This is a genomic window from Rhizobium sp. M10, assembly GCF_002531955.1.
Taxonomy (GTDB): domain Bacteria; phylum Pseudomonadota; class Alphaproteobacteria; order Rhizobiales; family Rhizobiaceae; genus Rhizobium; species Rhizobium etli_C.
The window spans coordinates 233,091-247,570 of the sequence record NZ_NWTA01000009.1 but is presented as its reverse complement, the minus strand read 5'-3'; the positions used below and the strand labels follow the sequence as shown (position 1 = coordinate 247,570).

The following is a 14,480-nucleotide window of genomic DNA, read 5'->3' as shown; positions in this document are numbered from 1 at the left end:
ATCGCAGGTCTCACGGCGATGAGGCGCAGTTGCGCGGGCGGCTGTTACGCCGCCCTGTCCGCGCCAACGACATAGCTGTCATTCGCCGCGTTCTGGATCATCGCGATGGCGACCGGCGGAACGATGAAACTCCAGATGCCGAGCCAGGCAATCGAAACGACGTTTCCCCGGCCTCTGTCGCGAGCCCGCTGGTTGAGGAGATCGCCAAGGGTCATGAGAAGAACCGGCAATCCGAGCGGTACGAGGATCGCGATCAGCACGGCGGCAAGCGGCGTCAGCAGGCGCTGCGATGGTGCTGCGCCCGCCAGCTCGCCGTGGATGCGATAGACCCAATAGGCGAGATAGATAAAACCGGCCACGGCAATGGCGAAGACCAGAAGTGCGAGGAGCAGCGCGATCGAAGAACCGCTGACGCCGGCATCGGTTGCCTGAAACAGACGAATGCCGACCGCCGCCAGCAGAATCAGGATCGGCGGGGTGATCAGGATGACGGCAACGAGGAGAGGCGAGCGCTGCCGCGGCGCAAGCGGCTTGTGGCGGGGACGCGGCGCGTCGTCGAAGGCGAGGTTGCCGGCCGGCACCAGCAAGATGACCGCGAGGAGCAGGCAGGCCAGAAAGGCTGAAACGACAGGCACGGCGCCGAGATCGAGCCCGTATAGCCACGACGCGCCGAGCGGCGCAAAGGCCGAGATCAGGATCGTCGTCGACATCAGCGTCAGAGCGCAGCCGAAGTCGATTTTGCCCGGTCGCCCGCCCACCAGGAATATCGCGCTCGCGAGCGGGAAGACCGCCCGAAGGGCACCGAGAACCAGGCCGAAGAAGAGCAGAAAGCCCGGCGACCCCCACAAAGCAGGCAGCGGCAGAAAAGCGACGGCGACGACGGCACAGACGAGAATGGGGGAGATCAGTGCCGACCGGCCATGGCGGCCCGCGACGATAGAGGCCAGAAAGGCGCCGCCGACCCAGCCGAGGGTGGAGCCGAAATAGAAGATCCCGATCGTCTGAACACTGCTGTCCGCCATTTGCGAGATCAAGGGAAAGACCGTGCTCAGACCCTGGCCGCCGACGGCAATGAGAAGCGAGGAAAGGAAGACGGCCCAATAGCGATAGGTGCTGAGGAAATCTGCCAGCGTCCATTCGATACCGCTGGCGGGGGCAGAGGTGTTTTCCATCGGAACCTGCTTTCCATTGACGACCATCGCTGATCGCGGGCGTGGATGCGTTGACCAGGCGCATCGAGGAATTATTTCAATAGCTTTGACGCCGCAGTGGGATCAACCCAGAGTTTTGCCGACATAGATGGATTTATAAATGTGCGCTACGAGCCGTAGTGCCAGCAGACATTTGCAGCGACGCTGCGTCCGGATAGACTAATCGTCGTTGGTCCTGCCGTGTGGCCCCCTCATCCGGCCCTTCGGGCCACCTTCTCCCCGCTGGGGAGAAGAGGGAGAATGCCGCATTGCCATCGACTCCATTTGGCGGAGCCTTCAAGCAGGCGGTTCGTTTGGGCAGTGCCGGCGCGCCTTGCTTCCTCTTCTCCCCAGCGGGGAGAAGGTGGCCCGAAGGGTCGGATGAGGGGGCCACGGGCACGACGTTTGTCGCCCTTCTTACGCTACCTCACGCACTCTCCGTCGCATTCTGCGGCAGGGATTGCAGCAGGGTCTGGCGGGCGGAGCGCAGGTGGACGCGGCAGGCTTTCTCGATGGCCGCCTGGTCGCCGGATTCGAGTGCGGCGATGTAATCCAGATGTTCGTGGATGGCGCGCTCGTTGCGTTCGCGGGCGGCGGTCTTGTTCCACTGGTAGTGATAATGGAAGATGATGGCGATCGCATCGTAGAAATCGGCGATGAAGCGGTTCTTCGAGGCGCGATGGATCAAGAGGTGGAAGCGTTCGTCGAGGACGGAGAAATCTTTGAAGCGCTCGTTGATGTCGGCGAGCATGGCGAGATGCTCCTCGCGCATGGCGGCAAGATCGGTCCAGGCCTGATTGTCGCGGGGAAGCCGGCCGAATTCGGCAGCCGAATGCAGCTCGAACATCTCGCGAACATCGGCGAGTTCGAGCGCGAATTCGCGGGTGAAGCCTTTCAGCGTCCAATGGCTGTTCGGCCGCTTCTCGATGAGCCCGAAGCGGGAGAAGCGGATCAGGAATTCGCGCACGCTTGTTGTGCCGGTGCCGATCTCGCGGGCAAGCTCCAGCTCGTTGATCTGCATGCCGGGCGCGGCATCATCGGAAAGGATGCGCTGCATGAAACTGCGCTCGATGATGTCGTGCAGGGAATCCGTTTCTTCCGAGGGAAAAAGGTCGCGGTCGGTCGGCTGGCGCAGCACGGTCTTCTGGCGCTTGTTCCAACGGATGATGCCTTCCTCGCTCAGACGCGTCAGGATGGCGCGCGCGGTGGAACGGCTGACGCCGAGCTGGGCGGCGATCTCCGGCTCCGAGGGCAGCGCGGTATCCGTGCGCAGGGCCGCGGCATACCTGTTATAGGCTTCCTTGAAGACCGTGTTCTGCCGTGCCATCAGACCCCCCGCTTTCCGCCCGCGGGCCAAAACCGCCATTCCGCCGAAAGGCAGAAGAGAGTCAGACCGGAGCGTGTTCAAACGACCATTAGCGTATTTCCGCACGCCTGCGGCGCATCGCCGTCCTCGTCCACAGGATCAATATTCCCGTTGACTTGAAAATGTTTATTGTAGATAAAAAACAAAATCAATGCGCATGTGCCATTCGAAAACCGCGTGATGCTTCTGGAGAGATGAGTTTGGACAAACAGCCTTGGATCATCCTTTCGGCCGGCGACAATGTCGCGGTCGCGACGGCCGCCATCGCGCCGGGTTCGACGGTTGCCGGCATCGTGGCCTCTCAGAAAATCGATCCCGGCCACAAGGTGGCGATCGCGGATATTCCGCTCGGGTCTCCTGTCGTGAAATACGGCCAGGCGATCGGCCGCACCACGGCCGAGGTCAAGGCCGGCGACCATGTGCACAGCCACAATCTGCATTTCGAAAACGACCGGCTTGCCGCGACCGCCAATTCGGCGCCGGAAGCAGCGACCAGCGAAGACAAGGCGCGCAGCTTCATGGGCTATCGCCGGGCCGACGGGCGGGCAGCGACGCGCAACTATATCGGCATCATCGCCAGCGTGAACTGTTCCACCACGGTCTGCCGGGCGATCGCCGACGAGGCGAACCGGACGATCCTGCCGCATTATGACGGCATCGACGGATTCGTGCCGATCGTGCACGACCAGGGCTGCGGCATGAGCTCGACCGGCGACGGCATGAACGTGCTGCACCGGACGCTGGCCGGCTACACCAGGCATGTGAATTTCGGCGGCGTGCTGATGATCGGCCTCGGCTGCGAGGTCAACCAGCTGACGCTGTACGGCCAGAGCGGTGCGGGCGCCTCGAAACGGCATTTCAACATCCAGGACGCCGGCGGCTCGCGCCGGGCGGTCGAGCGCGCCATGGGCGTGCTGCGCGAAATCGCTGCCGATGTCGGCAGGGAAAAGCGCGTGCCGATCCTGATCGGCGAGATCATCATCGGCCTGCAATGCGGCGGCTCGGACGGGTTTTCCGGCATCACCGCCAATCCGGCGCTCGGTGTGGCGGCCGATCTCCTGGCGGCGGCCGGCGGCACGGCGATCCTGTCGGAAACCTCGGAAATCTATGGTGCGGAACATCTGCTGCGCAGCCGCGCCGTCACCGACGACGTGGCGAAGAAGCTCGATGAGAAAATCGCCTGGTGGGAGGCGTATGTGGCGCTGCACGGCGCCTCGCTCGACAACAACCCCTCGCCCGGCAACAAGCGCGGCGGCCTGACCACCATCCTGGAAAAATCGCTCGGCGCCGTCGCCAAGGGCGGGCGCTCGCCGCTGACGGCGGTCTATGGTTATGCCGAGCGGGTCACCGCCCCCGGCCTCGTCTTCATGGACACACCCGGCTACGACCCGGTCTCGGCGACCGGCCAGGTTGCCGGCGGGGCGAATATGATCGCCTTCACCACCGGCCGCGGCAGCTGCTTCGGCTGTCGGCCGGCGCCGTCGCTGAAGCTTTCCAGCAATTCGGCGCTCTATGCGGCGATGGAAGAAGACATGGACATCGATTGCGGCACGATCGCCACCGGCGATGCGACGATCAGCGGCAAGGGCCGCGAGATCTTCGACCTGATCATCGATACGGCCTCCGGCAAAAGGACGAAGAGCGAACTCTTCGGCTACGGCGACAATGAATTCGTGCCCTGGCATCTCGGCGCAACGCTCTGATCTGAAATAGAAAATCCCGAAAGCTTGGCGAGGAGGCGTGATGAAGACGAGACGGATCGGCAGGACCAAGCTCGAAGTGACCGAAATCAGCTATGGGGCGGCGCCCCTGGGCGGTCTTTACCGGGCCTGCCCGCGCGAGCAGGCGATGGAAACCCTGCAGGCAGCCTGGGACAGCGGCATCCGCTATTTCGATGTCGCCCCCTGGTACGGGCTCGGCCTTGCGGAACGGCGGGTCGGCGATTTCCTGCGCGATCAGCCGGATCGGTCCTACGTGCTCTCCACCAAGGTCGGCCGGCTGCTGCGGCCGGTGCCGACGGGAACGGTGCCGGATTATAGCTATGTCGACCCGCTCTCCTTCGATGCCGATTACGACTATTCCTATGACGGCATCATGCGCTCGGTCGAGTTCAGCTATGCCCGCCTCGGCCTCAATCGCATCGACATTCTCTATGTGCACGATATCGGCGTCTATACGCATGGTGCGGCAAAGAACGCGGTCTACCAGAAGCAGCTGCTCGATTCCGGCGTGAAGGCGCTGGAAGAGCTGAAATCCTCCGGCGCGATCTCCGCCTTCGGCCTCGGCGTCAACGAAGTGCCGGTCTGCCTCGACGTCATGCGCCATGCCGATCTCGACTGCATCCTGCTGGCCGGCCGCTATACGCTGCTCGACCGTTCGGCGGTCGCCGAATTGCTGCCGCTCTGCCGGCAGAAGGGCACCTCGCTCGTCATCGGCGGCGTCTTCAACTCCGGCATTCTCGCCACCGGCCCTGTGCCCGGCTCGCATTTCGACTATATGCCGGCAAGCGAGGACGTGCTTGCCAAGGTCGGCGCGATGGAGGCGATCGCCAAGCGTCATGGGGCGCCGCTCGCCGCTGCCGCCATGCAGTTTCCGCTGCGCGATCCGATCGTCGCCTCGGTGCTGATCGGCACGGCGAAACCTTCGAGCCTGACACGCAACATGGAGACCGTCGAGCCGCCGCTGCCCGATAGCATCTACGGCGAATTCGAGCCCTATACGCTGGTCGCGCCGCCGCTCGGCGCCGATGCGGTCAGAGTCTGAAGGAGACGCCATGCTCAAGGGTATTCATCCGCTGCTCGGTCCCGACCTGCTCCATGCGCTGAAGACCATGGGCCATGGCGACGATATCGTCATAGCGGACGCCAATTTTCCCGCGGGCTCGATGGGCCCGCCGGTCATCCGCGCCGATGGCGTCAGCGCCACTGACATGGCCGAGGCCATCCTGACCCATATGCCGCTCGACACGTTCGTGCCGGAAACCGCATGGCGGATGGAGGTGGTCGGCGATCCCCGGGCCGTGCCCGAGGTCTGCGCCGAGTTCCAAGAGATCGTCTCCAGGCGCGCCGGCGATTTTTCCATCGTGCCGGTGGAGCGCTTCGCCTTCTATGCGATGGCCCGCAAGGCCGCCTATATCGTCGCGACGACGGAATTCCGGCTGTATGGCAACCTGATTCTGAAAAAGGGCGTCGTGCATCCGCACGAGGTCGATCTCGCCTGACACCTATTTTAGGTTATGGTTGTATTGAAATGAAATCAGCTATTTGTAGGGAGTTTACGGAAGCAAAAAAGCCCGGTTGACGCACTTGCAATTTGCTTGCGCCTCGGCTAGCTTCTCCCTGCAAATGTTTTTTATCGATAAAAACCATCCGCCAGCGTTCAGCGGTCCGGTTTATTGGAGGAGAACGCATCCTGAGAGGAGAACCCTAATGAGCATCGTGAAATCCCTTCTGTCTCGCCGCGCCTTTACCGCGCTGGCAGGCGCCGCCGTCATCGCCACGGCGATGCCGGTCACGTCCTTTGCCGCCGATGTAACGATCCCGATCATCGTCAAGGACACGACGTCCTTCTATTGGCAGATCGTTCTGGCCGGCGCCCGCAAGGCCGGCACGGATCTCGGCGTCAACGTGCCGGAACTCGGCGCCCAGGCCGAATCCGACATCAACGGCCAGATCAGCATTCTCGAGAACGCCGTTGCCGGCAAGCCGGCCGCCATCGTCATCTCGCCGACGGAATTCAAGGCGCTCGGCAAGCCGATCGATGAAGCTGCCAAGTCGGTTCCGATCATCGGCATCGACTCGGGCGCCGACTCCAAGGCGTTCAAGTCGTTCCTGACGACCGACAACGTCCAGGGCGGCCGCATCGCCGCCGACGGTCTTGCCGCCGCCATCAAGGAGATGACCGGCAAGGAAGAAGGCGACATCGTCATCCTCACCAATCTTCCCGGTGTCGGCTCGCTCGAGCAGCGCCGCGAAGGCTTCCTGGATCAGATCAAGACCAAGCATCCCGGCCTGAAGGTCATCGCCGACAAGTATGGTGACGGCCAGGCGACGACCGGCCTCAACATGATGACCGACCTGATCACCGCCAATCCGAACCTCGTCGGCGTCTTCGCCTCGAACCTCATCCTGGCGCAGGGCGTTGGCCAGGCGATCGCCGAAAACAAGCTCGGCGACAAGATCAAGGTCATCGGCTTCGACAGCGACGACAAGACGGTCGGCTTCCTCAAGGACGGCGCGATCGCCGGCCTCGTCGTTCAGGACCCCTATCGCATGGGCTATGACGGCATCAAGACCGCGCTTGCCGTCTCCAAGGGCGAAAAGGTTCCTGAGAATGTCGATACCGGCGCCAACCTCGTCACCAAGGCGAACATGGCCGATCCGAAGATCGACGCACTCCTGAACCCGAAGATCAAGTAAGACGACAAACGGCCGCGCCGGCTCAAAAACCGGCGCGGCCTTTTCTATCCAGGTTATCAGGGGCCATGGTATGGTTCAGCAGGGATGGACAGACGCGACAAGAGGAGGAGAGGTCCATGATCGGACTGGAAGAGGTCAGTCATCGCCACGATGACAGCGCCACGCTGAAAGAAGCCAATCGAATCCCCACGGGGTCGCCTATCCTCGAACTCAAAGGCCTGCAGAAGAACTACGGTCATGTGCAGGCGCTGAAGCCGGCGACGCTGACCTTTCTGGCCGGTGAAATCCACGCCATCGTCGGCGAAAACGGCGCCGGCAAATCCACCCTCATCAAATTGCTCACCGGCGTCATCACCCGCACGGCCGGCGAGGTGCTGTGGTGCGGCCATCCCGTCGGGCTGTCGACGCCGAACGAGGCGATCGCCCGCGGCATCAACGCCGTGCACCAGGAAGTCGTGCTCTGCCCACACCTGACGGTTGCCGCCAACCTCTTCCTCGGCGACGAGGTCAACCGTTACGGCCTGATGCGCAAGAAACAGATGGAGAAGATGGCGCAGGCCGTGCTCGACGATCTCGGTTTCGGCCTGCCGGCGGGCGCACTCTTAAGCTCGCTGACGATCGGCCAGCAGCAGCTGGTGGCGACGGCGCGGGCGGCGATGCGCGGCACGCAGTTCCTGATCTTCGACGAACCCACGGCCTATCTGACGCGCCAGGAATCGGCGCAGCTGTTCAAGCTGATCCGCCGGCTGCAGGGCGAAGGCGTCACCATCGTCTATATCAGCCACCGCATGGAGGAAGTGTTCGAACTGGCCGACCGTGTCTCGGTGCTGCGCGACGGCACGCATGTCGGCACGCGGCTGATCGGCGAGACCAACGATGCTGAGCTGATCGCTTTGATGATCAACCGCTCGATCGAGCAGATCTACCACAAGGAAGAGATTGCGATCGGCGAGACGATCGTCGCCGTCAAGGGTCTGTCGGGTCCGGGCTTCGAGGACGTATCGCTCAGCGTCAAAGCCGGACAGATCGTCGGACTCTACGGGCTGATCGGCGCCGGCCGCAGCGAATTCGCGCTCGGCCTCTACGGACGCCAGCCGATCAGATCAGGCGAGATCGAGTGGATGGGCAAACGTGTCGATATCCGCAACGAACGCACCGCGATGGAACTCGGCATTGCGCTGGCGCCGGAAAGCCGACGCGACCAGGGGCTCTGCCTCAACCTGCCGATCGGCCTCAACATCAACCTGCCGGTGTTCGGGCGGCTGAGCCATGGGCCCGTCATCAACCACGCGCGGGAATCGGCCAATGCCGACAGGCAGATCCGCGATCTCAGCATCAAGACGCCGAGCCGGCGGGTTCCGGCCTCCAGCATGTCGGGCGGCAACCAGCAGAAGATCGTCATCGGCAAGTGGCTGAGCCACGGCGCAAGGCTGTTCATCTTCGACGAACCGACCGTCGGCGTCGATGTCGGCACCAAGGCGGAAATCTACCGGCTGTTCGCCAAGCTTCTGAAGGAGGGGGCCGGCATCATCCTGATCTCCTCCTACCTGCCCGAGGTTTACGAACTGGCCGACCGGCTGCACGTCTTCCGCGGCGGCAAGATCGTCGCCAGCCATGATTTCCATGCAGCGACGCATGAACAAGTGCTCAGCGAAGCGATCGGCGTCTGAGCATAAGCAATTCCAGCAAAGTGCACTGCGGTTTTGCGTCCGGAAATTGCGTCAAAACAAAGAGATAGAGCATTTCCGTATTTCGGAGAAAAACGGAAATGCTTTAAGAGGGAGAAAATTCATGACTGCCACCCCCACCGAAATCGTCGCGCCGCCGCCACGCCGGAAGATGAACATCCTGTTCGGCCTGACCCTGATCGGCCTGCTGATCTTCCTCTGGATCGTGCTCGGCTTCGTCACCGCCAGCTTCTGGACGCCGCTCAACATTTCCAACCTGCTGCGTCAAGGGGCGATGACGGCGATCCTGGCGCTCGGCCAGACCTTCGTCATCATCACCGCCGGCATCGACCTGTCGGTCGGCGCGATCGTCGGCTTCTGCACCGTCATCATCGCCTGGCTCTTGCAGGCGGGCGTGCCGCTCTGGGCAGCGATCCTGCTCACGCTTGCCATCGGTGTGGCGATCGGCGCCTTCCACGGCTTCGGCATCGTCCATATGGGCCTGCCGCCCTTCATCATCACGCTGGCGACCCTGACGTCGCTGCGCGGCATCGGCCTGCTGATCACCAACGGTTCGACGATCAGCATCACCGACGAAAGCTTCAGCAATTTCGCCCGCGCCGATTTCCTCGGCATCCCAAGCCTGTTCTGGATGGTCATCCTGGTGGCGGTGCCCTCCTTCGTCTTCCTGCATCTGAGCCGCTGGGGCCGCTATCTCTTCGCGGTCGGCTCCAATGCCGAAGCGGCGCGCCTTTCCGGCGTCAACGTCAAGGGCATGATCTATCTTGCCTATATTCTCTCGGCCGGCTTCGCCGCTTTCGTCGGCGTGCTGCTCGCCTCGCGCATCGCCATCGGCAATGCGACGCAGGCCGACGGCTGGGAGCTGCAGGCTATCGCCTCCTCGGTCATCGGCGGCACCAGCCTGTTCGGTGCGGTCGGCTCGGTGCACGGCCCGCTGATCGGCGCCTTCATCCTCGCCACCATCAACAACGGCGCCAACCTTCTGAACGTCAACTCCTTCTGGCAGCGCATCATCACCGGTCTGCTGATCATCGTGATCGTCTTCTTCGACCAGCTGCGCCGCCGCAAGAGCAGTTGAAAGGCGAGCAGGAGAGCGCCCCTCATCCGGCTGCCGCCACCTTCTCCCCGCTCGCGGGGAGAAGGGCAAACGCCGCAAACCTCTCCGTGCCCATTGACGTCGCGCAGGGCAAGTCCCCTCGCCCCGTTTACGGGGAGAGGGTTAGGGTGAGGGGCAGCTATCCACACGAACAGAACAGCAGCGGTACGACGCAGAGTAAAGAACAAAGAATGCGAGACCTGTCATGAAAGCAGTTGTTTGCCGGGAGCCCGGCGTGCTCGAGGTCGTCGAACGGCCATCCCCCGCCGCACCGGCGCCCGGCTGGGTGCGGCTTGCCGTCAGCCATGTCGGCATCTGCGGCACGGATTATCATATCTTCGAGGGCAAACACCCCTTCCTCGAATATCCCCGGGTGATGGGACATGAAATCTCGGCGACAGTGCTGGAAGCCGGCAACGGCGTGGATTTGACGGCCGGCACGCCGGTCATCGTCAATCCCTATCTCTCCTGCGGCCAATGCATCGCCTGCCGCCAGGGAAAGCCGAATTGCTGCACCAACATCAAGGTGCTCGGCGTCCATACCGACGGCGCCTTTTGCGAGGAGATCTCGGTTCCGGCAGGCAATCTCTATCCCGCCAAGGGCCTCAGCCCTGAGGCTGTGGCGACAGTCGAGTTCCTGGCGATCGGCGCCCATGCGGTGCGCCGATCGCTGGCCGGGGCCGGCGCGCGGTCACTCGTCATCGGCGCCGGGCCGATCGGGCTCGGGACGGCGATCTTCTCGCGCATCGCAGGGCATGAAGTGACGCTGCTCGATACCAGCACCGAGCGGCTGCAGATGGCGGCCGAACGCTTCGGCTTCACCTCCGGCATCGTCGCCAATGAAGGGACAGCCGAGGCCGTGCGGGAAAAAACCGACGGCGACGGTTTCGACGTGGTCTTCGACGCGACGGGTTACGGCCCGTCGATGGAAAAGGCCTTCTCCTTCGTCGCCCATGGCGGCGCGCTGGTGCTGGTCAGCGTCGTCAAGGACGACATCCGCTTCTCCGACCCGGAATTCCACAAGCGGGAGATGATGCTGATCGGCAGCCGCAACGCCACCCGCGCCGATTTCGAACATGTGGCGGCTTCGATCGCCAAAGGGCTTGTGCCGGTGGATAAACTGATCACCCATCGCACGACGCTTGCCGACGCGCCGCGTGATCTGGCGCGCTGGGCGCATGAAAAGAGCGGGCTGATCAAGGCGGTGATCCGGGTTGGGAGTTAGGATAATTCCAGAGATGTGGGGAGTGGGTTGCTTCCTCAGCGGCATCGGATGTGAGACCAGCCCCTCATCCGCCTGCCGGCACCTTCTCCCCGCTCGCGGGGCGAAGGGGGGAAGCCGTGAGCTCTCCGTTCCCACAGATCTCTCGCATGGAGAGGGTTAGGGTGAGGGGCCGCTGTCGAGCGGCGCTCGTGTCGGCGCCGCTCGCTAACCCGCCGCCGCAATTACCCTGCACATCTCCCTGACCACATCAACATCCGTCCTATTGCTGCTCTTCGCCTCGAAACCAAAGGCGACCGCACGTGGATCGACGCTGTCGACCGGCGAGCTGCAGGATCCATGCACCTCGCGGGCGCCGGTTGTCTGCAAGATCGCCCCGACATTGGCAGGGCGGATGCCGCTGCCGGGCATGATCGCAATGCGGCCGGCCGCCTTTGCCGACAGGCGTTTCAGGGTTTCGATGCCGTCGGCGGCCTTCAGCGCGCAGCCGGAGGTGAGGATGCGTTCGCAGCCGAGCTCGACCGCCTGCTCCAGCGCCTCATCGGCATCCGGCACCAGATCGAAAGCCCGGTGCAGCGTCGAGCCGAGGCCGGAAGCATGCGCCTTCAGACGGTGGATCAGCGGCATGTCGAGCGTGCCGTCCGGCCGGTTGGCGCCGATGACGACGCCGGCGAGGCCTGAAGCGCGCACGGCGTCGATATCAAGCAGCATCGCTTCCTCGTCGGTACGGCCGAAGATGAAGGGACCGGCGTGCGGGCGGATCATCGCGTAAACCGGAATGGGCGCCCGGGCGGCGATCCGCATCAGGCTCGGCAGCGGCGTCAGGCCGCCGAGCTCCAGCGCCGAGCAGAGCTCGATGCGGCCGGCGCCGCCTTCGATCGCGGCGGCAAGGCCCTCGACGCTATCGACGCAGACTTCCAGCAGGATCGTCATGCTGCGCTCTCCCTGACTGCGTCGGTTTTCGCGACGGCTTCCGACGTTATTCTTGCCGCCGCCGCGATGATGACGGCACAGGCATCGGCGGCGGCTTTGCGGTGGTTGAAGGCGACGTGATAGGACATCGGCAGGTGCTCGTCGAGATCGACGATGCGCACCTTGCCGGCAATCGGCATGGCGCTGACGCGGCCGAGGAAGGAAACGTAACCGTGATTGGCGACGAGATCGACGATCACGGGCAGCGAATCCGCCGCGGTGATATCGCGGCTGCGCAGGCGCCGGTCGGGTGCACGCTCGGCGCTGAAGGCCATGGCCGCATGGCCGAGGCCGGTGCGCGGGCTCGGCATGCAGATCGCATGACCGGCGACGAGATCGGCGACCGTCGTTTCCGTGCTGTGCGGCGGGGCGATCACCACCATGTCGGTCTGCAGCAGTTCGCGATGGCGGAAGTCTTCCAGGCCGAAGACCGAATCCAGGATCGCCACATCGATGCGGCCGCTCTTCAGCGCCTCGCGCAGATCGTCGGCGGTCATCGAGACCAGCGAGATCGCATTGTTGCTGCGGCGCGCGTTCCATTCGGAGACCAGCAGCCCGAGGCAGCGCGCCACCCAGCTTTCCGATCCGGTCGGGATGATCGAGCCGATGCGCAGCGACCGGGCGGTGCGGCGATAGCGCTCGTCGGCCGCCGATTTCAGATCATTCCACGCCTGGCTGATCGCCATAAAGATCTGGTAGGCGCGCCTGCCCTCCTCCGTCAGCACCGAGCCCTGCGCCTGCCGCTCGAACAGCCGGCGGCCCAGAAATTTTTCAAGATTGGCAAGCTGAAGCGAAAGCTGCGGCTGACCGAGATGAAGGCGGCGGGCAGCGCGGTTGATGCTGCCCTGGTCGGCGACCTCAAGAAAGCGCTCGATTGCGACGATCTTGACGGGAATGCGGGCGGCCCAGGCCTCATCGATCCCGCCGGCGCCGACTTGGCCGGCGAACTGGCAGAGTTCGCCGATCGCGACCGTGATCGGCTCCAGGCCTTCGAGCACGCCGCCGCTTGCGATCAGCGTCACCAGCTCGCCGGAAGCGCGTTCCGTCAGCTTCATCGCCAGCTCGGTCTCGGCATTGCGGATGGCTGCGGACACGGTGGAGGGCGACAGCTGGAAGCGGCGCGCGGTCTCGCGGACCGAAGCCGAGGTCAGGACGTGGCCGATTATGAACAGGGCGCCGAGATGCAAAGGCTGGCTCCGGAAAGCGCTTTAAAAACCGGACGATATGATGTGTTCACGAAAAAAGATATCCCTGCCTCGACAGAGCCGGGCTATCGTCGCCGTCATAAAATCCGGGCGGCGGTTATCCGCAGAAGAGCACCGGAAGCATCGCGGAAACACGCAAGGGAACAAAAACAAGTCGCGCCGGCCCTGGAAAAGGGAATGGCTTTCCGCGCGCCGCACCGCGTTCGCCGCCATAATCAAGGGCGCGAACGCAAATACTGGAGGGGGCCTGCATCGATTTTTCGAGCGTGCACGCTATTTCCATGACGCACGCAATTCCGGCATGATGGCGGCCTTGTCGCCCTCGCCGGCGGATTTCCTGCGCATACGCCTCCCGCCGGGGGCTTGCGCCACGTCAACGGTGTTAAAACAGGGGATATTCCATGCTGAAGAAACTCGTACTTGCCGTCTCGCTCTCCGCCTTTGCGGCGGGTGCGGTTCAGGCCGCAGACGTCGTCGTCTCGTCGAAGATCGACACGGAAGGCACGCTGCTCGGCAATGTCATCGCACTGGCGCTCGAAGCAAACGGCATCAAGACGCAGGACCGCATTGCGCTCGGCGCCACGCCCGTCGTGCGCAAAGCGATCACCGCAGGCGAAATCGATATCTACCCGGAATATACCGGCAATGCCGGCTTCTTCTTCAACAAGGCCGATGACGCCGCCTGGAAGAACAACGACCAGGGATATGAGCTGGCGAAGAAGCTCGATTACGACGCCAATAAGATCGTCTGGCTGACGCCGTCACCCGCCAACAACACCTGGGCGCTTGCCGTGCGCAACGATGTCGCCGAGCCGAACAAGCTGAAGACCATGTCCGATTTCGGCAAATGGGTTGCCGGCGGCGGCACCGCCAAGCTTGCCGCGTCTTCCGAATTCGTCAACTCGGCCGGCGCGCTTCCCGCCTTCCAGACGACCTACGGCTTCCAGCTGAAGCCCGACCAGATGGTCGTTCTCTCCGGCGGCGACACGGCGGCGACGATCAAGGCAGCCGCCGACCAGACGAACGGCGTCAACACCGCCATGGTCTACGGCACCGACGGCGCGATCGAAGCGGCCGAACTGACCGTTCTCGAAGACGACAAGGGCGTGCAGCAGGTCTATGCGCCGACCGCGATCATCCGCGAAGCGGTGTTGAAGGCCAATCCGAAGATCGAGGAAATCCTCTCGCCGATCTTCAAGAGCCTCAGCGCCGACGAACTGCGCAAGCTCAACGCCAAGATCCAGGTCGACGGCGAGCCGGCAAAGTCCGTCGCCGAGGCCTATCTCAAGGAAAAAGGCTTCCTGAAGTAATCATCGCCCGCTC

13 protein-coding genes are annotated in these 14,480 nt (G+C 63.4%); 9 read left to right on the top strand and 4 right to left on the bottom strand.

Annotated elements, in window-relative coordinates; translation table 11 throughout:
* Positions 1–44: 44 nt before the first annotated feature.
* Positions 45–1,172, bottom strand: coding sequence for a hypothetical protein (locus CO671_RS17320; RefSeq protein ID WP_097606968.1), 1,128 nt, complete (start codon positions 1,170–1,172; stop codon positions 45–47).
* Positions 1,173–1,617: 445 nt separating this feature from the next.
* Complete coding sequence (locus CO671_RS17315) at positions 1,618–2,517, bottom strand: GntR family transcriptional regulator (protein ID WP_097606943.1); 900 nt, start codon at positions 2,515–2,517, stop codon at positions 1,618–1,620.
* Between the two features lie 239 nt (positions 2,518–2,756).
* Here CO671_RS17315 and CO671_RS17310 point away from each other — a divergent pair, with 239 nt between their 5' ends.
* The 7 genes from CO671_RS17310 to CO671_RS17280 all read left to right on the top strand — a co-directional run bounded on the left by CO671_RS17310 (position 2,757) and on the right by CO671_RS17280 (position 10,983).
* A complete protein-coding gene (locus tag CO671_RS17310) occupies positions 2,757–4,259 on the top strand; it encodes an altronate dehydratase family protein (protein ID WP_097606942.1) in 1,503 nt (500 codons plus the stop codon).
* Positions 4,260–4,299: 40 nt separating this feature from the next.
* Positions 4,300–5,319 carry an aldo/keto reductase gene (locus CO671_RS17305; RefSeq protein ID WP_097606941.1) on the top strand — a complete coding sequence of 340 codons (1,020 nt, stop codon included), beginning with the start codon at positions 4,300–4,302 and terminating at the stop codon, positions 5,317–5,319.
* 10 nt (positions 5,320–5,329) lie between these two features.
* The gene (locus tag CO671_RS17300) at positions 5,330–5,776 is read left to right on the top strand and encodes an RbsD/FucU domain-containing protein (protein ID WP_097606940.1); all 447 of its coding nucleotides are present in this window, start codon (positions 5,330–5,332) and stop codon (positions 5,774–5,776) included.
* Between the two features lie 208 nt (positions 5,777–5,984).
* Positions 5,985–6,974: an ABC transporter substrate-binding protein gene (locus tag CO671_RS17295; protein WP_097606939.1), complete on the top strand. Its 990-nt coding sequence runs from the start codon at positions 5,985–5,987 to the stop codon at positions 6,972–6,974.
* A 116-nt stretch (positions 6,975–7,090) separates the two neighbouring features.
* Positions 7,091–8,644, top strand: a complete 1,554-nt coding sequence (locus CO671_RS17290; protein WP_097606938.1) for a sugar ABC transporter ATP-binding protein — start codon at positions 7,091–7,093, stop codon at positions 8,642–8,644.
* A gap of 121 nt (positions 8,645–8,765) precedes the next feature.
* The gene (locus CO671_RS17285; protein WP_097606937.1) at positions 8,766–9,740 is read left to right on the top strand and encodes an ABC transporter permease; all 975 of its coding nucleotides are present in this window, start codon (positions 8,766–8,768) and stop codon (positions 9,738–9,740) included.
* Between the two features lie 223 nt (positions 9,741–9,963).
* Positions 9,964–10,983 (top strand): zinc-binding alcohol dehydrogenase family protein, encoded by a 1,020-nt coding sequence (locus tag CO671_RS17280; RefSeq protein WP_097606936.1) that lies wholly within the window; start codon positions 9,964–9,966, stop codon positions 10,981–10,983.
* Between the two features lie 204 nt (positions 10,984–11,187).
* Here CO671_RS17280 and CO671_RS17275 read toward each other — a convergent pair whose 3' ends face one another.
* Together CO671_RS17275 and CO671_RS17270 are read right to left on the bottom strand one after the other, a co-directional pair.
* A complete protein-coding gene (locus tag CO671_RS17275) occupies positions 11,188–11,913 on the bottom strand; it encodes a copper homeostasis protein CutC (protein WP_097606935.1) in 726 nt (241 codons plus the stop codon).
* Complete coding sequence (locus tag CO671_RS17270) at positions 11,910–13,139, bottom strand: LysR family transcriptional regulator (RefSeq protein WP_097606934.1); 1,230 nt, start codon at positions 13,137–13,139, stop codon at positions 11,910–11,912. Before CO671_RS17270 ends, CO671_RS17275 begins: the two co-directional genes overlap by 4 nt.
* Here CO671_RS17270 and CO671_RS33385 point away from each other — a divergent pair.
* Positions 13,107–13,442 (top strand): hypothetical protein, encoded by a 336-nt coding sequence (locus CO671_RS33385; protein ID WP_141514470.1) that lies wholly within the window; start codon positions 13,107–13,109, stop codon positions 13,440–13,442. The two genes, CO671_RS17270 and CO671_RS33385, sit on opposite strands and share 33 nt — an antisense overlap.
* 116 nt (positions 13,443–13,558) lie before the next feature.
* On the top strand, positions 13,559–14,467 hold the full coding sequence (locus tag CO671_RS17265; protein WP_097606933.1) for an ABC transporter substrate-binding protein: 909 nt from the start codon (positions 13,559–13,561) through the stop codon (positions 14,465–14,467).
* Positions 14,468–14,480 lie beyond the last annotated feature (13 nt).